Raw genomic sequence first — 15,588 nt, 5'->3', positions numbered from 1 at the left:
GATGAGCGAGCTCAGCCGAGGTGCTTATGGAAGAACTCCAGCGAGCGCACCGAGGCCTTGGTGCAGGAGGCCTCGTCGAACTTGTCGGGCCGGTCGCTGTTACAGAAGCCGTGGTCGCCGTTGTAGACGTAGATGTCGGCTTCGGGATGCCGCGCCTTCAGCTGCTCGATCTGCTCGAGCGGAATGCCCTGGTCCCTGTCACCGAAATGCATCTCGATCGGCACCTTTGGGGTCAGCTCGATGTAGTTCGGCACACCGCCGCCATAGTAGCCCGAGGCGGCGCTGAGGCCGGCCAGTTTGCTGGCCGCGACCCAGCTCACGCGGCCACCGAAGCAATAGCCGGTGATGCCGACCTTGCCGGCCGCGGAGGCAGCCCCGATGGCAGCTTCGACGTCCGTCATGGCCGTATCCATCGAGAACTTCTTCATCAACTCCCCGACCACCGCAAAGTGATCCGGGGCATAGTTCTCGCTCTCGAAGCCATACTCGGCCCGATCGAACATGGCGGGGGCGATGGTCAGGTAGCCGTGACGGGCCCAGCGATCGGCGACGCTGCGCACCCAGTTGTTGAGCCCCCATACCTCCTGGATCAGCACCACGCCGCCACGCGGCTTGCCATCCGGAGCGGCCCGATAGGCATTGAGGACGAAACCATCGGACGCAGTGAGTTTGATACGTTCGCCCATGGGGGCCTCCCGGGTGAGTTGGAGCTGAGACGTAAGCTTACGCCAATATCGGGGTAACGGGACCAGGCGCGTTCGGATGCAGCAGGCCCGCCGCCCTGAGCTCGGCCCAGAGCGCATCGGGAATGGGTTTGCGATAGCCGACGAGGTTGTCGTTGAACTCCGCGACATTGGAGAAGCCGGGGATGATCGAGGTGATCGCCGGATGTCCGAGCGGGAAGTTGAGCGCCGCGCGGATCAGCGTGGTGCCATGCTTGCGGCACAGCTCCTCGATGCGCCTGGTCTTCTCGATCATCTCGGGGCTCGCCTGCGCATAGTCATAGACGGCGTTGGGGATTGGCCCGGTGGCAAGGATGCCGCTGTTGAGCGGCGCACCGTCGACGATCGCCACGCCCTCGCGTTCGACGCGCGGCAGCAGAGTGTCGATCACCTGCTGGTCGAGCAGGGTGTAGCGATTGGCGAGGAGGAAAATGTCGAAGCGGGCATGGTTCATCAGCTCGTCGATGATCTGCCACTCGTTCACCCCTGCCCCGATGGCTTTCACTGCGCCGGCAGCCCGCAGTTCCTCGAGCGCGCGGATGCCGCCGCCGTCGAGCACCTGCGCCATGGCCTCGGCGTGCCGTTCTTTCTGGCTGAAGGCGCCGATGTCGTGGAGAAACAGGATATCGATGCTTTCGAGCCCGAGCCGCTGCAGCGAATTGTCGTAGCTTCGCATCACCCCGTCATAGGTGAAGTCGAACTTCGGCCGGAACGGCATGGCGCGCGGGTCGCCATAGCGTTCCATGGCGAAGGCGCGATCAGGGATCAGCAGGCGGCCGACCTTGGTCGACAGCACGTAGCTGTCCTTGGGCTTGTCACGCAGGAAGTCGCCGATCCGGCGCTCTGACAGGCCCGCGCCGTAGAATGGGGCGGTGTCGAAGTAACGGATGCCGGCATCCCACGCGGCCTGCAGCACCTCGCGGGCCCCGGCATCGGTTGGGGCGCGCTTCAGATCACCCAGAGGAGCGCCGCCAAAGCCAATGCGGCTGATGTCGAGGCCGGTAGCGCCGACCGGACGGGAGGGGATCAACGCGCCGCCCACAGCAGCCCCCGATGCAGGATGGTCTTGATCTCGGGCTTGTCGAGTTCGGCCGGCTTGTGGCCGAGCGCGGTGTAGAAGACGCGGCCGTTGCCGTAAGCCGATTTATAGACCACCGGCATCTCGGCGCCCTTTTTCCAGAAGGCGTGCTCGCCCGAGAAAGTGGTGGTCGCCAGCACCTCAACGGTGGGGTCGACATGCAAGTAGTACTGCTCCGAAGTGTGCTCGAAGCTCTTGATGCCGGCCATGATCGGGTCGTCGGTCACCTTCGAATCCACCCGGTAGCTGATGATATCGCCCGGGTGGGTGGCAAAGGTGCAGCCGCCCAGAAAGCGCATCCGCGCATTGCCGGGAAAGCTGGTGGCGAGCGCGTGGTGGAAGCCGGCCAGCCCGGTGCCCGCTTCGATGGCGGCACAGAAGCGAATGGAGTTCTCGCGGTCGAGTTCGCCGCCGGTGATCTGCGGCACGACCAGGTCGTAGGAGCCGACATTGTCAGCCCCGAGCGCGGTGTAGTCGCTGGTGACGTCGACCGAAAAACCCTCGCCCTCGAGGATCTCGCGCACGATATGCGCGCCTTTTTCCGGCTCGTGCAGTTCGAGCCCGCCCCAAACGACCAATGCTGTCTTCATGATCCTCTTCCCTCGCCGCAACCGGCCGTGGACCTGAACAAAAGCAGCGGGTTAAGGCAAGCAGGAATTGGTATGGTAGCGCAAGGTTCCCCGCCGAAGGGTGCATTGTGCGCGAGGCGCTTCCTGCCGAGTATTCCCCCGATAGCAAGAGGGGGGACAGTGAATGGCGACGAACGAGTTTTCCTACCTGAGCGCGACCGAGGTAGCGCGACGCATCCGCAGGCGCGAGGTCTCGCCGGTCGAAGTCATGGAGGCGACCATCGCGCGCATCGAGGCCCGCAATCCGAGCCTCAATGCGCTGATCTATCTCGGCTTCGACGACGCCCGCCGCGAGGCCAAGGCCGCCGAGGCGGCGGTGATGCGCGGCGAGGCGTTGCCGCCGCTGCATGGCGTGCCGGCGGCGATCAAGGACCTGTTCGACTTCAAGCCGGGCTGGCCGACCACGTTCGGCGGGGTGCGGGCGCTCAAAGACAATATCGCGCAGTTCCACTGCCCATTCGCCGAGCGGATCGAAAAGGGCGGCGCCATTCTCGTGGGCAAGACCAACGCCCCGGTGATGGGGTTACGCGGGGTGACCGACAACTACCTGTTCGGGCCGACCGGCAACCCTTTCGACACCACACGCAACCCCGGTGGCTCGTCGGGCGGCAGCGCGGCGATCGTCGCCGACGGACTGGTGTCGATCGCCGAGGGCACCGATGCCGGTGGCTCGATCCGCATTCCGGCGGCCTGGTGCGGCGTCTATGGCTACAAGCCGGCCTTCGGACGGGTGCCGGTGGTGATGCGCCCCAACGCCTTCGCCGGCGACCTGCCCTATGTGTTCGAAGGGCCGATCACCCGAACGGTCGAGGACGCGGCATTGGCGATGAGCGTGCTCGGCGGCTACGATCCGCGCGATCCGCTGAGTCTCGACGAGACGGTCGACTATCTCGGCGCCCTCAACACGTCGATCAAGGGGTTCCGCATCGGCTACAGCCCCAACCTCGACGTGTTCCCGGTGGACCCGCGGGTGGCGGAGACGGTGCAGCGGGCAGTCGGTGCGTTTCGCGAGGCCGGCGCGCAAGTCGAGGAGATAAAGCTCGGCATTCGCCACTCGCAGCGCGAGCTCAGCGATCTGTGGCTGCGGCTGATGATGCCGCTGAACCTCGGAACACTCGAGGCGGTGAAGGCGGGTGGGCTCGACCTGCTGGCCGACCATCGCGCCGACTTTCCGCCCGAATATCTGCACTGGATCGAAAGCTATGGGCAGACGATGACGGCGGCGGACCTCCGCCGCGACCAGGCGATGCGCACCGAAATCTACGATGCGTTCCAGGCCGCGTTCGCCACTTACGACCTGGTGATCACCCCGACGGTCGCCGCCCTTCCGGTGAAGAACGAAACCGGCGGCAACACGCACGGACCGCGCGAGGTCAACGGCGAGGCTGTCGACCAGGGGATCGGCTGGTGCCTCACCTACCCGCTCAACTTCACCGGACATCCGGCGGCCTCGATCCCCGCAGGTCTGGTCGACGGTCTGCCGGTCGGCATGCAGATCATCGGACGACGCTATGCCGACACGGACGTGCTCGCCGCGAGTGCGGCGTTCGAGCGGCTGCGGCCATGGGCGGAGAGCTATCGGATCTGCGCGGAGCGGGTGATTTAGCGCTGCTCCCCTGCAGCTTGGGTACGGCGAGGCCCCGATATCTCAACCCACTCGGTGTCATCCCAGCGAAAGCTGGGACCCAACTATCGGCTGGTGCAGGCGGTGAGATGGGTCCCAGCTTTCGCTGGGATGACAGCCGGTGGGGGCGACCAGATCGACGCTGCTTGGCCCTCGTCGGCGTCGAGGTGCGCGGCAGCGCGAGGGAGAGATCGATGCCTCAGCTCACCGCCGCGAAACGCTCGTCGAAGGCATAACCGGCGCCGCGGACGGTGCGGATCGGGTCGGCGTCGCGGTGGCGGTTGATCGCCTTGCGCAGGCGCCCGACATGCACGTCGACCGTGCGCTCGTCGACATAGACGTCGTTGCCCCAGACGCCGTCGAGCAGCTGCTCGCGCGAATAGACGCGGCCGGGATGGCGCATCAGGTATTCGAGCAGGCGATACTCGGTGGGGCCCAGATGCACTTCGCGGCCGCCGCGGCGCACCCGATGGCTGGTGCGATCGAGCTCGAGGTCCCCGGCCTTCAGCACGGCGGTGACCAGTTGCGGGCTCGAGCGGCGCAACAGCGCGTTGATGCGGGCCAGCAGCTCGGGGATCGAGAACGGCTTCACCACATAATCGTCGGCGCCGGTCGCAAGGCCGCGGACGCGTTCCTCTTCTTCGCCGCGCGCCGTGATCATGATGATCGGGGTGCGGGCGGTCTCCTCGCGTGAGCGCCAGCGGCGGCAGAGTTCGATGCCACTGAGGCCGGGCAGCATCCAGTCGAGCAGGATCAGGTCGGGCACGCCGTCCCGGATACGTTCCACCGCCTCATCGCCCGAGGCGGCCGTGGCAACCCGAAAGCCTTCGGCTTCGAGGTTGTAGCGCAGCAGGACGGCCAGATCGGCTTCGTCCTCAACGATCAGGATGGTGGCTGACATCGGGTCACTCCTGGAGCGCTTTCAGGCAAGTCGCGGGACTTCTCCGGCCTGAAAGCTCTGGACATCAAAGGCTTGGAGCACAGCGCCGCTTCCGGCGCCGTGCATCAGCGCGGCTGGCGCTGCTGTTCGTCGGCGCCGAGATGGCGGCCGGTTTCCAGGTAGTACGCAGCTTCGGCGATGTTGGTCGCATGGTCGCCGACCCGCTCGAGGCTCTTGGTGCAGAACAGCAGATGCGTGCACTGCGTGATGTTGCGCGGATCTTCCATCATGTAGGTGAGCAATTCGCGGAACAACGAATTGTACATCGCATCGACTTCGTCGTCGCGGCTGCACACCTCGACCGCCGCTGCGGCATCGCGGCTGAGATAGGCGTCGATGGCGCTCTTCAGCTGCCGCGCCACCAGCTCCTTCATGTGCTTGACGCCATTGTAGAATTTCGGAGCGAGGCCGAGCGTCTCGATCTGCATGGCGCGCTTGGCGAGCTGCTTGGCCATGTCGCCGGTGCGCTCGAGATCGTTGGCGACCTGGATCGAGGTCACCACCATGCGCAGGTCCGCCGCCATCGGCTGGCGACGGGCAATGATCGAGACGGCAGCGTCGTTGATGCGCTGCTGCATGTCGTCGATCTTCTTGTCGAACAGCCGCACGTCCTGGGCCTGCTTGTGGTCGAGCTTCAGCAGCGCGACCGCAGACTCGGTGATGGCCTGCTCGACCATGCCGCCCATCTCGGAGATGGCCTTGTTGAGGTTGGTGAGTTCGTCCTCATAGGAGGAAACGATGTGCTCGTTGAGCGATGCCATTCTCGAATTCCTCTCGAATTCCGCTGGGATCAACCGATACGGCCGGTGATGTAATCCTGCGTCTGCTTGTTCTTGGGATTGGTGAAGATGTCCTCGGTCTTGCCTTCCTCGATCAGCTTGCCGAGGTGGAAGAACGCGGTCTTCTGGCTGACGCGCGCAGCCTGTTGCATCGAGTGGGTGACGATGACGATGGTGAAGTTCTCACGCAGCTCGTCAATCAGTTCCTCGATCACCGCGGTGGCGATCGGATCGAGCGCCGAGCACGGCTCGTCCATCAGCAGCACTTCGGGCTTGGTGGCGATGGCGCGGGCGATGCACAGGCGCTGCTGCTGGCCACCCGAAAGGCCGGTGCCGGGCTCGTTCAGACGATCCTTCACCTCGTTCCACAGGCCGGCGCGGCGCAGCGAAGAGTGCACGATCTCGTCGAGATCGGCCTTGTTGCGGGCTATGCCGTGGATCTTGGGACCGTAGGCGACATTCTCGTAGATCGACTTGGGAAACGGATTGGGCTTTTGGAACACCATGCCGACGCGGGCGCGCAACTCCACCACGTCGATGGCGGGATCGTAGATATCGTCCTGGTCGAGGGTGATTTTGCCTACCACGCGGCAGCCGTCGATGGTGTCGTTCATGCGGTTCAGCGAGCGCAGGAACGTCGACTTGCCGCAGCCCGACGGGCCAATCAACGAAGTGACGTTGAACTGCTCGATCTTCAGATCGACGTCGAACAGGGCCTGCTTCTCGCCGTAGAAGACGCCGACCTTTTCGCCCTGCATCTTGGGCGGGGCATTGGGACGGGAGACGGGAGCGGCAGTGGTCGCGGCGGATTCGAGGGACATGTCGGTCATCCAGGTCGGGGGTTACCAGCGGCGCTCGAAGCGGCGGCGGAGGAGAATTGCGGCAATGTTCATCAGGGCGAGGAAGATCAGCAGCACCAGCACGGCGCCCTGCGTGCGCTCGACGAAAGCGCGCTCCGCCTCATTGGCCCACATGTAGATCTGCACGGGCAGCGCGGTGGCCGGATCGAGCGGCGTGGTTGGGCGGTCGGCGACGAAGGCCACCATGCCGATCAGCAGCAGCGGCGCGGTCTCGCCCAGGGCACGGGCCAGCCCGATAATGGTGCCGGTCAGGATGCCCGGGGTGGCCAGCGGCAGCACATGGTCGAACACCATCTGCATGCGCGAGGCGCCGATGCCGAGGGCGGCCGAGCGGATCGAGGGCGGCACGGCGCGGAGCGCGGCGCGGGTAGCGATGATGATGGTGGGCAGCGTCATCAGGGTGAGGACCAGGCCGCCGACGATCGGGGCCGAGCGCGGCAGGCCGAAGAAGTTGATGAACACCGCCAGCCCGAGCAGGCCGTAGACGATCGACGGCACCGCGGCGAGGTTGTTGATGTTCACCTCGATGAAGTCGGTGAAGCGGTTCTTCTTGGCGAACTCCTCGAGATAGATCGAGGCCGCGACACCGATGGGGAGCGCGCACAGCAGCACGATCGCCATCATGTAGAGCGAACCGACCAGCGCCACGCCGAGCCCGGCGGTTTCGGGACGGCTGGAGGCGCCGAAGGTCAAGAGGCCCCAGTTGAACGGCGTCGAGATGGCGCCCTGTTGCTTCAGCTGGTCGAGCCAGGCGACCTGCCGGTCGGAAACCTTGCGCTTGCTCTCGGGCACGCCGAGGTCGATCTGGCCCTTGTTGGCGCTGTCGATATCGGCGGCGGCCAAGAGCGTGACGTTGCGCGTGGTGCCGATCACCGCGGGGTCGGCGAGGACGATCTCGCGCAGCGTGGCGCGCGATCCGTCGGAGACGAACTTGGCGATATCGCGCATCGCCGCCTTGTCGTCGAGCGAGACGCCGAGCGCCTTGGCGACGGCGTTGCGGGCGATGATCGGGTAATTGGCCGACACCAGCACGCGCGGATTGGCGGCGCGCTCGTTGTCCTTGTCGATGATCGAGGCCGAGAACTCGACCGGCACGGTGATCGAGGTCTGCACGAAGGCAGTATAGCCCTTGGAGACGATCGAGCCGAGCAGGATGGCGAGGAAGCCAAGGCCGATGACGATGGCCATGATGCCGAAGAGGCGGAAGCGGAACTCGGCGGCGTGACGGCGCTTGAGGCCGAAATCGCGCCTGGCCGGAGCGGCGGCGGCCACGGCAGCGTGGGGCAAGGCTGCGTCGGTCATTCGTACTGCTCCCGGTACTTGCGGACGATGTAGAGCGCGTAGACGTTCATGGCGAGCGTCAGGGCGAACAGGGTGAGGCCGAGGGCAAAGGCCACCAGCGTCTGCGGCGAATTGAACTCGAGGTCGCCGGTCAGCTGGTTGACGATCTTGACGGTGATGGTGGTCATCGCCTCGAACGGATTGAAGTTGATGCGGGCCGCGACGCCTGCCGCCAGCACCACGATCATGGTTTCGCCGATGGCGCGCGAGGCGGTGAGCAGCAGCGCCCCGACAATCCCCGGCAACGCGGCGGGAAGGATCACCTTGCGGATGGTTTCCGACCGAGTGGCGCCGAGGGCGAGCGAGCCGTCACGCATGGCACGGGGCACGGCGGTGATGACGTCGTCCGAGAGCGAGGACACCACCGGGATCAGCATCACCCCCATGACGATGCCGGCTGTCAGCACCGACTGCGCCTGGATGAAGGCGAAGCCGCCACTGAGCGCTGCCGACAGGTCGCGGAAGAACGGCCCCAGCGTCACGACGGCAAAGATGCCATAGACGATGGTGGGGATGCCGGCGAGCAGTTCGAGCAGCGGCTTGACGGTGGAGCGCACCCTGCTCGAGGCATACTCGCCCATGTAGACGGCAGCCATCAAGCCGACCGGCACGGCGAACAGCATCGAGACGAAGGCGATGTAGAGCGTGCCGGCCAGCAACGGGATCAGGCCGAACTGCCCTTCGGTGCCGCCCGAGCCGGCCGCGGCGAAGCGCGGGTCCCATACGGTACCGAAGAAGAAGTTGAGCGGGTTCACCTCGGAGAAGAAGTGCACCGTCTCGCTCAGCATCGAGAGCACGATGCCGACGGTGGTGAGGATGGCGACCGTGGACGCGCCGAGCAGCGACCACAGCACCACGCGCTCGACCTCATTGCGGGCCCGGAGCCGCAGGCGGATGCGGGAATAGGCGAAGGCGGCGCCGGCTACCGACAGCAGCAGGGTCAACCCCTGGCCGATCAGCTTGTGCACGGCGGCGTCGGCATTCACGCTGGCCGCCAGCGGCAGCATGTAGTCTTCACCGCTGTCGGCGAGGACGATGCCCGACGACTTGGCCATGTCGCGCAGCGCGGCATAGGAAGTGGGCACGTTGGCGCCCGAAAGATCGAGGCGGTTCAGCGCCGAGGCGACGTTGTGGACGATGCCGATCGAGAGGCTCGCCGCCGACGTATCGGAGAGGTGCGCGCTGACCTCGGTGCGAACCCGGTTTTCGAGCATCGCGGTCGACGTCGCGCTGACGGCGAGGAACACCAGGAGCGCCGGGACGGTCGCAAAGATGAAGGCGAGCCAGCCGTGGTAGGTCGGCAGCGAATGCGGGACTTCCTTGGCGCGGTCGCTGGCATCGCGCTGCACGCGGGCGCGCTGCGCGGCGAAGAAATATGCGATGGCACCTATGGCCAGAACGATTGCGACTACCCAGCCTGCTGACATCGACGCCTCACTTGCCCCAGTTTTTGCCGCCGCAACGGCGGAGGCCCCGCCAGGCGGGGCAGATGGCGCGGGCCAGAGCCCGCGCCACAGTCACATTACATCGTGGTGCCGGCTTCGAACTTGGCGCGGATCTCTTCGCGCTCGGCGTCCGGAGCGGCCACGAGGCCATACTGAGCGAGCGGCGAGTCCGGCCCGATCATGTCGTCGGAGATGAAGAAGTCGACATATTCCTTGAGGCCCGGGATCACGCCGATATGCGCCTTCTTGACGTAGAAGAACAGCGGACGGCTGACCGGATACTCACCCGACGAGATGGTGTCGGTCGAGGGAACCACGCCGCCGACGGTCGCGACCTTCAGCTTGTCGGCGTTGTTCTCGTAGAAGGCGAGACCGAACACGCCCACGCCGGTCTTGTTGCTGTCGATGCGGGCCAGGGTTTCGGTGTAATCGCCGTCGATGTCGACGGCCTTGCCGTCCTTGCGGACCGCGATGCAGGTCTTGGCGACGGCGTCACCGGCGACGCCAGCGGCCTTCAGGGCATCCTTGTCGCAGCCGGCGTCGAGGAGCTTGGTCTCGAACACTTCACGCGTGCCGTGCTTTTCGCCCGGGATGTAGGCGGCGATGTCCCAGGCCGGGAACGCCGGGTTCACTTCGCTCCACTTGGTGTAGGGGTTGTCGACGAGCTTGCCGTCGACGACGACCTGGGCAGCCAGGGCCTTGTAGATGTCGGCGGGCTGGATGGCGAAATCCGGGCCGGCGATATCGGTGGCGAACACGATGCCGTCGTAGCCGATCTTGACTTCCTCGACGTCGGCGACGCCATTGGCCTTGCAGGTCTCGAGCTCTTCCTTCTTGATCGGGCGCGAAGAGTTCGCGATATCGATCTTGTCTTCGCCGACTCCTTCACAGAACTGCTTGATGCCGGCGCCCGAACCGCCGGACTCGACCACCGGGGTCTTGAAGTCCGGGAAGGCCTCGCCGAACGACTCGGCGACGATCTTGGCGTAGGGGAGAACGGTGGACGAACCGGCGACCTGAACCTGGTCGCGCGCCGCGGCCGCACCAAGGCCGGCGGCAAGCGCGATAACCGCGGCGCTCGCGAAAACTGCAATCTTCATGATGTTGTTCCCTTTCGGAAGGATCGGCCCCTCAGAGGCCAGTCGACGGTTCCGGTTCCTCCGGCCGCCCTGTCTGCACGGCGGAACCTAGGGGCGTTGTCACAACGTTTTATGACACTGGGATTGCATTTCTGTGACAGTCCAGATCATTGATCCAGAAGAACTATTTTTGTCATTTCAGGTTTCCGGCTGTGGAAACCGCCGCGGCTGTCATTTTCTCAGCAGCACGTCCACCCGGGTGCCCTGCCCCGGCTGGCTCTTGATCGACAGCACGCCGTGATGACGGGTGACGATGTGCTTGACGATGGCCAGCCCGAGGCCGGTGCCCTTCTTCTTGCGGCTGCTATCGGCATCGACTCGATAGAAGCGCTCGGTGAGGCGCGGCACGTGTTCGGCGGCAACGCCGACCCCGTGATCGACCACCGAGACCATGGCGTCGAAGCCGCGCCGGCCGGCATCGGCGGTGAGGGTGATATCGATGGTGTCGCCATCGGCGCCGTACTTGATGGCGTTGTCGATCAGGTTCTCGAACACCTCGTAGAGCTCGTCGCGATCGCCGCTGACCGTGACCGGCTCGTCCGGCGCCTCGACCCGGAGTTTGGTGTCGGTATCCTCGGCCAGCTTTTGCAGGCCTTCGGCGACTTCGCGCAGCAACGCACCCAGTTCGACCGGCGCGGTGGGCCGCATATGCTGGCGCATCTCGATACGGCTCAGCGACAAGAGGTCCTCGATCAGCTTGGCCATGCGGGCGGCCTGGCCGCGCATCAGGCCGAGGAAGCGCTCACGGGCTTCCTTGTCGTTGGCGGCCGGTCCCAGCAACGTATCGATAAAGCCGACCAGCGAGGTCAGCGGGGTCCGCAGCTCGTGGCTGGCATTGGCGATGAAGTCGGTGCGCAGCATCTCGAGGCGCTTCTCCTCGGTCTGGCTTTGCAGGGTAATGACGAGGACGCCGTCATTGACCGGATCGCCGGCAGCGAGCGGCGCCACGGTGGCTTTGTACCAGGTCTCGGTGGGGACGGTCTGGTGCAGTTCGATGGTCTGCGAAGCGCCGAGCCGGGCCGCCTCGATCGCCGCCAGCAGCTGCGGGAAGCGCATGGTGAAGGCGATCGGGCTGCCGGCCGCCACGCCGGGGAAATGCCGCGCTGCCTGCGGGTTGAGGTGTACGATGACGCTGCGCCGATCGATGACGATCGAGGGGTCGGGCAGCGCATCGGCGAAATGCCTGACCGCATCGGCGAATGCCAGCTCGCCGCTGCTCGCGCCCGTCGCCACACCGCTTGCCGACTCGCTGGTCTCGGGCACCATCGCGGCGACGGCGACGATGACGGCATAGGCCAGCAGGTCGATCCAGGGGTCGAGCACGGCAAGACCGGCCAGCGTCAGGAACACCAGCCCCATGGCGAGCAGCATCAGCAGCCGCCCATACAGACGCGTCTTGACGGTATCGAGCCAGCCGGATCGGCTCACTCCACGCTGCGCCTCATCGGCCATCGGCAATTCCTTCAGCGCCGGACGATTCGTCCCGCTTGTCAGACGCGGGTGTTCATAGCACGGTTGTGACGCCGTCATGACAGGTGCTGGAGTTCATTCATGTCCGACGCATTGGAAGGCTTCGACCTCGAAGACCCGGTGCTGCCCCGCGCAATCAAGAAGAAGGCGCTCGAGTCGGGGGGCTTCCCCTATGACGAGAAGATGGACAGTGATGCCTACGAAGCCGAGATGCTGCAGGCACAGCGGCAACTGGCGCTGCTGCAGCACGACCAGGCCAAGACCGGCAAGCGCATCGTCATCGTGTTCGAGGGTCGCGACGCGGCGGGCAAAGGCGGCTCGATCGCCGCCTATCTCGAGAACCTCAACCCACGCTTCAACATGGCGGTGGCGCTGCCCAAGCCATCGGACCGCGAGCGCACGCAGTGGTATTTCCAGCGCTATGTCGACTGGCTGCCGGCGGCCGGCGAGCAGGTGCTGTTCGACCGCTCGTGGTACAACCGGGCCGGGGTCGAACCGGTCATGGGCTTCTGCACGCCCGAGGAAACCGAGCACTTCCTCGAGGCGGTGCCGCATTTTGAGAAGATGCTGGTGGATGACGGCGTCCACCTGTTCAAGTTCTGGCTGACCATCGGGCGCGAGATGCAGCTCAAGCGCTTCCACGACCGCCGGCACGATCCGTTGAAGGTGTGGAAGCTGTCGCCGATCGACCTCGAGGCGCTGAAGCGCTTCGACGACTATACCAAGGCGCGCAACCGTATGCTGGAGGCCAGCCACACCGCACATGCGCCCTGGCGGATCGTGTTCAACAACGACAAGAAACGCGGCCGGCTCGGCATCATCCGCTCCGTGCTGCACGCGCTCGACTACGAAGGCAAGGACGAGAAACTGATCGGCCCGATCGACGGCAAGATCGTCGTCACACCGCAAGTGTTCATGAAGTCCCACAGCGAGTTGTAGCGGGTGGATTGACCAGACGGTCAAAAACCCGTCAACTGCCTGTTAACGATCGGCGCGGGAGGGCCTCGCGCGATCGAACAGCAGGGTCCGCGGCCGAGACACAATGGCTTGTGGGGCCGCGCGTTCCGCAGGGGTCAGTATATGGTGGGCCACGAGGCCGGCGCGAGCCAAGAGGCGAGCGTCATTCCGCCAGTGCTGGTGTGCAACGCCGAGGGGCGCTCGCCTTTCGTGCTGGCCTGCGATCACGCCTCGAACCGCTTTCCCTACCGCTATGGCGACCTTGGCCTGACGCCGCACCAGCGGCTGATGCATGTCGCCTGGGACCCCGGCGCGATGGCGGTGGCGCTGCAACTGAGCGAGTTGCTCGACGCGCCGCTGGTTGCCTCGACGGTCAGCCGGCTGGTGATCGACTGCAACCGCGACCATGACGCGCCGGATCTGATCCCCGTCATCTCCGAGCGCACCGAGATTCCGGGCAACCGCGGCATCGGCGACAACGAGCGGGCGGAGCGGATCGGCGCCTATCACGCGCCGTTTCACGCCGCCCTGGAAGGCGTGCTCGAGACGCGCCGGGCTGCCGGCATCGAAACGCTGCTGGTCACGGTCCACTCGTTCACTCCGGTCTACAAGGACGTGCCGCGGCCCTGGCCGATCGGACTGATCCATGCGCGCGACGACCGCTTCACGGCAGCGCTGCGCGATGCGCTTGCCGCCGACGAGGCGACGCTCAACATCGGCTGGAATCAGCCCTATTCGGCGCTTAACGGCGTCACCTACACGCTGGAGCACCACGGCGACGGGCGCGGCCTCGAGGCGACCATGATCGAAATCCGGCACGATGAAATCCTCGAACCAGAAGGGGTGAGCCTGTGGGCCGCCCGACTGGCCCGCTGCCTCACCGCCGCGCTCGGGTCGCGCGGCACGGCAGCGGCTACATCACCGACTAGAACAGGTCAGTTCACAGGAGGGTTTGATGGCTGACATTCCGTCTAGTGCCACGGGCACGCAGGCGGGTGGTGTGAAATACGCCACCCGCGACAAGAGCTACTTCGAGAAACGCGGCCTGCAGCGCTATGCCGGCATTTGGTCGCTGTGGGCGCTTGGCGTCGGCGCGGTGATCTCGGGGCACTTCTCGGGCTGGAATTTGGGCTTTGCCACCGGCGGCTGGGGCGGCATGCTGGTCGCCGGCATCATCATTGCCATCATGTATCTGGGGCTGACCTTCTCGATCGCCGAGATGAGCCCGGCGCTGCCGCATACCGGCGCCGCCTACTCGTTCGCGCGCAGTTCGATGGGGCCATGGGGCGGCTTCGTCACGGGGCTGTTCGAGAACGTCGAATACGTGCTGACCCCGGCAGTGATCTGTACGTTCATTTCGGCGTATTTCGGCTCGATCACCGGGCTCGATACCTCGCTCTACCCGGTGTTATGGGTCGTCTTCTACGCGATCTTCCTGGCGCTCAACATTTTCGGCGTAGCCCTGAGCTACAAGGTGACGCTGGCGGTAACGCTGATCTCGCTGGCGGGCCTCGCCTTCTTCTACATCAGCGCCTTCGGGCACATCGACTTCTCGCGCTGGGCGCTTAACATCGCGCCGGATGGCTCGGAGCTGCCGGAAGGCGGCGGCGAGTGGTTCCCCAAGGGCTTTGGCGGCGTGCTCGCCACCCTGCCCTTTGCGGTCTGGCTGTTCCTCGCCATCGAGCAAGTGCCGCTGGCAGCCGAGGAGTCGGTCGATCCGAAGCGCGACATGCCGCGCGGCATCATGCTGGGCTTTGCCACGCTGGCGCTCTCGGCTTTTCTCGTGGTGCTGCTCAATCCCTCGATCGCAGGGGTCGGCTCATTCGCGCTGGGCACTTCGCTGGAGCCGGCGCTCGACGGTATCCGCGCCATGTTCCCCGATGTCGGCTGGGCCGCTTCCGCCTTCGGCGTGGTGGCGCTGATCGGCCTCGTCGCCTCGTTCCACACCATCTTGTATGCGCAGGGACGACAGGTCTATTCGCTGAGCCGCGCCGGCTACTTCCCGTCGGCGCTGTCTGAAACCCATGCCACCTACAAGACCCCACACCTCGCGATGATCGCGGGTTCGCTGCTGGGGCTCGGCGTCATGCTGGTGATCTGGTTTGCCAATGGCGGCGGCGGCAGCGGCGAGACGCAACTGGGTGACGACATCATCGGCTCTGTGCTGCTCAACATGGCCGTGTTCGGCGCGATGCTGAGCTACATCGCGCAGGCGGTGAGCTTCATCATCCTCCGCCGCAAGCTGCCGAACATCGAGCGGCCGTTCAAGAGCCCGGTGGGCGTCCCCGGAGCGGTGCTGACGATCATCATCGCGGCGGTGACGCTCGGCTACCAGATCCAGGATCCGAACTTCTTCAAGGGCGTGATCTGGGTGGTGGTCTGGTGCGCCGTCGGCATCGTCTATTTCGGGCTGGTCGGCCGTCACAAGCTCATCCTCTCGCCGGAGGAAGAGTTCGCGCTCGAGCACGCCAAGAAATAGCGACATCGGGGCCGCGATCGCTCGCGGCCCCTTTTCCAACGATAACAAGTCCACCTGAGCGCTTTCGGGAAGAGTTGCAGACTTTTCCGCTTCGAAGCGCGACCAAGAACGCTGAGTTCAGGGAG

14 protein-coding genes are annotated in these 15,588 nt (G+C 65.3%); 4 read left to right on the top strand and 10 right to left on the bottom strand.

Annotated elements, in window-relative coordinates; genetic code table 11:
- Positions 1-11: 11 nt before the first annotated feature.
- From APS40_RS15875 to APS40_RS15865, 3 genes are read right to left on the bottom strand one after another with little or no spacing between them, the layout of a single operon-like run.
- Positions 12-686, bottom strand: coding sequence for a dienelactone hydrolase family protein (locus APS40_RS15875; protein WP_055047980.1), 675 nt, complete (start codon positions 684-686; stop codon positions 12-14).
- 37 nt (positions 687-723) lie between these two features.
- The gene (locus APS40_RS15870) at positions 724-1,752 is read right to left on the bottom strand and encodes an aldo/keto reductase (protein WP_055049691.1); all 1,029 of its coding nucleotides are present in this window, start codon (positions 1,750-1,752) and stop codon (positions 724-726) included.
- Entirely contained in the window at positions 1,749-2,390 is a 642-nt protein-coding gene (locus APS40_RS15865; RefSeq protein ID WP_055047979.1) for a ThuA domain-containing protein, read from the bottom strand. The genes APS40_RS15870 and APS40_RS15865 overlap by 4 nt, the downstream gene beginning before the upstream one ends.
- A 163-nt stretch (positions 2,391-2,553) precedes the next feature.
- Between APS40_RS15865 and APS40_RS15860 the strand changes: the two genes are divergently transcribed.
- Positions 2,554-4,035 carry an amidase gene (locus tag APS40_RS15860; protein WP_055047978.1) on the top strand — a complete coding sequence of 494 codons (1,482 nt, stop codon included), beginning with the start codon at positions 2,554-2,556 and terminating at the stop codon, positions 4,033-4,035.
- A 217-nt stretch (positions 4,036-4,252) separates the two neighbouring features.
- On the opposite strand, the gene phoB is transcribed toward APS40_RS15860, so the two are convergent.
- From phoB to APS40_RS15825, 7 genes are all read right to left on the bottom strand, one after another.
- The gene (gene phoB, locus APS40_RS15855; RefSeq protein WP_055047977.1) at positions 4,253-4,954 is read right to left on the bottom strand and encodes a phosphate regulon transcriptional regulator PhoB; all 702 of its coding nucleotides are present in this window, start codon (positions 4,952-4,954) and stop codon (positions 4,253-4,255) included.
- A gap of 104 nt (positions 4,955-5,058) precedes the next feature.
- A complete protein-coding gene (phoU, locus tag APS40_RS15850) occupies positions 5,059-5,754 on the bottom strand; it encodes a phosphate signaling complex protein PhoU (RefSeq protein WP_055047976.1) in 696 nt (231 codons plus the stop codon).
- 29 nt (positions 5,755-5,783) lie between these two features.
- Complete coding sequence (gene pstB, locus APS40_RS15845) at positions 5,784-6,593, bottom strand: phosphate ABC transporter ATP-binding protein PstB (RefSeq protein ID WP_156342955.1); 810 nt, start codon at positions 6,591-6,593, stop codon at positions 5,784-5,786.
- A 21-nt stretch (positions 6,594-6,614) separates the two neighbouring features.
- Positions 6,615-7,934, bottom strand: coding sequence for a phosphate ABC transporter permease PstA (pstA, locus tag APS40_RS15840; protein WP_055047974.1), 1,320 nt, complete (start codon positions 7,932-7,934; stop codon positions 6,615-6,617).
- The gene (gene pstC, locus APS40_RS15835; protein ID WP_055047973.1) at positions 7,931-9,400 is read right to left on the bottom strand and encodes a phosphate ABC transporter permease subunit PstC; all 1,470 of its coding nucleotides are present in this window, start codon (positions 9,398-9,400) and stop codon (positions 7,931-7,933) included. The genes pstA and pstC overlap by 4 nt, the downstream gene beginning before the upstream one ends.
- Positions 9,401-9,495: 95 nt before the next feature.
- Positions 9,496-10,518 (bottom strand): PstS family phosphate ABC transporter substrate-binding protein, encoded by a 1,023-nt coding sequence (locus tag APS40_RS15830; RefSeq protein ID WP_055047972.1) that lies wholly within the window; start codon positions 10,516-10,518, stop codon positions 9,496-9,498.
- Between the two features lie 210 nt (positions 10,519-10,728).
- A complete protein-coding gene (locus tag APS40_RS15825; RefSeq protein ID WP_055047971.1) occupies positions 10,729-12,009 on the bottom strand; it encodes an ATP-binding protein in 1,281 nt (426 codons plus the stop codon).
- 99 nt (positions 12,010-12,108) lie between these two features.
- Between APS40_RS15825 and ppk2 the strand changes: the two genes are divergently transcribed.
- The 3 genes from ppk2 to APS40_RS15810 all read left to right on the top strand — a co-directional run bounded on the left by ppk2 (position 12,109) and on the right by APS40_RS15810 (position 15,463).
- The gene (gene ppk2 / locus APS40_RS15820) at positions 12,109-12,966 is read left to right on the top strand and encodes a polyphosphate kinase 2 (protein ID WP_055047970.1); all 858 of its coding nucleotides are present in this window, start codon (positions 12,109-12,111) and stop codon (positions 12,964-12,966) included.
- Positions 12,967-13,107: 141 nt separating this feature from the next.
- Complete coding sequence (locus APS40_RS15815; RefSeq protein WP_055047969.1) at positions 13,108-13,947, top strand: N-formylglutamate amidohydrolase; 840 nt, start codon at positions 13,108-13,110, stop codon at positions 13,945-13,947.
- Positions 13,940-15,463 (top strand): amino acid permease, encoded by a 1,524-nt coding sequence (locus tag APS40_RS15810; RefSeq protein WP_055047968.1) that lies wholly within the window; start codon positions 13,940-13,942, stop codon positions 15,461-15,463. Before APS40_RS15815 ends, APS40_RS15810 begins: the two co-directional genes overlap by 8 nt.
- The last annotated feature ends 125 nt before the right edge of the window (positions 15,464-15,588 follow it).

This window comes from Devosia sp. A16, assembly GCF_001402915.1.
Taxonomy (GTDB): Bacteria; Pseudomonadota; Alphaproteobacteria; order Rhizobiales; family Devosiaceae; genus Devosia_A.
The sequence above is the reverse complement of the archived record's forward strand: the minus strand, read 5'-3'. Positions and strand labels throughout refer to the sequence as shown.

What these genes read in the sequence shown, in the direction of transcription:
- APS40_RS15860 (WP_055047978.1), top strand. Translation starts at nt 2,554, where the DNA reads ATGGCGACGAACGAGTTTTCCTACCTGAGCGCGACCGAGGTAGCGCGA.
- APS40_RS15875 (WP_055047980.1), bottom strand. Translation starts at nt 686, where the DNA reads ATGGGCGAACGTATCAAACTCACTGCGTCCGATGGTTTCGTCCTCAAT.
- phoU (WP_055047976.1), bottom strand. Translation starts at nt 5,754, where the DNA reads ATGGCATCGCTCAACGAGCACATCGTTTCCTCCTATGAGGACGAACTC.
- APS40_RS15825 (WP_055047971.1), bottom strand. Translation starts at nt 12,009, where the DNA reads ATGGCCGATGAGGCGCAGCGTGGAGTGAGCCGATCCGGCTGGCTCGAT.
- pstA (WP_055047974.1), bottom strand. Translation starts at nt 7,934, where the DNA reads ATGACCGACGCAGCCTTGCCCCACGCTGCCGTGGCCGCCGCCGCTCCG.
- pstC (WP_055047973.1), bottom strand. Translation starts at nt 9,400, where the DNA reads ATGTCAGCAGGCTGGGTAGTCGCAATCGTTCTGGCCATAGGTGCCATC.
- phoB (WP_055047977.1), bottom strand. Translation starts at nt 4,954, where the DNA reads ATGTCAGCCACCATCCTGATCGTTGAGGACGAAGCCGATCTGGCCGTC.
- pstB (WP_156342955.1), bottom strand. Translation starts at nt 6,593, where the DNA reads ATGTCCCTCGAATCCGCCGCGACCACTGCCGCTCCCGTCTCCCGTCCC.
- APS40_RS15810 (WP_055047968.1), top strand. Translation starts at nt 13,940, where the DNA reads ATGGCTGACATTCCGTCTAGTGCCACGGGCACGCAGGCGGGTGGTGTG.
- APS40_RS15830 (WP_055047972.1), bottom strand. Translation starts at nt 10,518, where the DNA reads ATGAAGATTGCAGTTTTCGCGAGCGCCGCGGTTATCGCGCTTGCCGCC.
- APS40_RS15815 (WP_055047969.1), top strand. Translation starts at nt 13,108, where the DNA reads ATGGTGGGCCACGAGGCCGGCGCGAGCCAAGAGGCGAGCGTCATTCCG.
- APS40_RS15865 (WP_055047979.1), bottom strand. Translation starts at nt 2,390, where the DNA reads ATGAAGACAGCATTGGTCGTTTGGGGCGGGCTCGAACTGCACGAGCCG.
- ppk2 (WP_055047970.1), top strand. Translation starts at nt 12,109, where the DNA reads ATGTCCGACGCATTGGAAGGCTTCGACCTCGAAGACCCGGTGCTGCCC.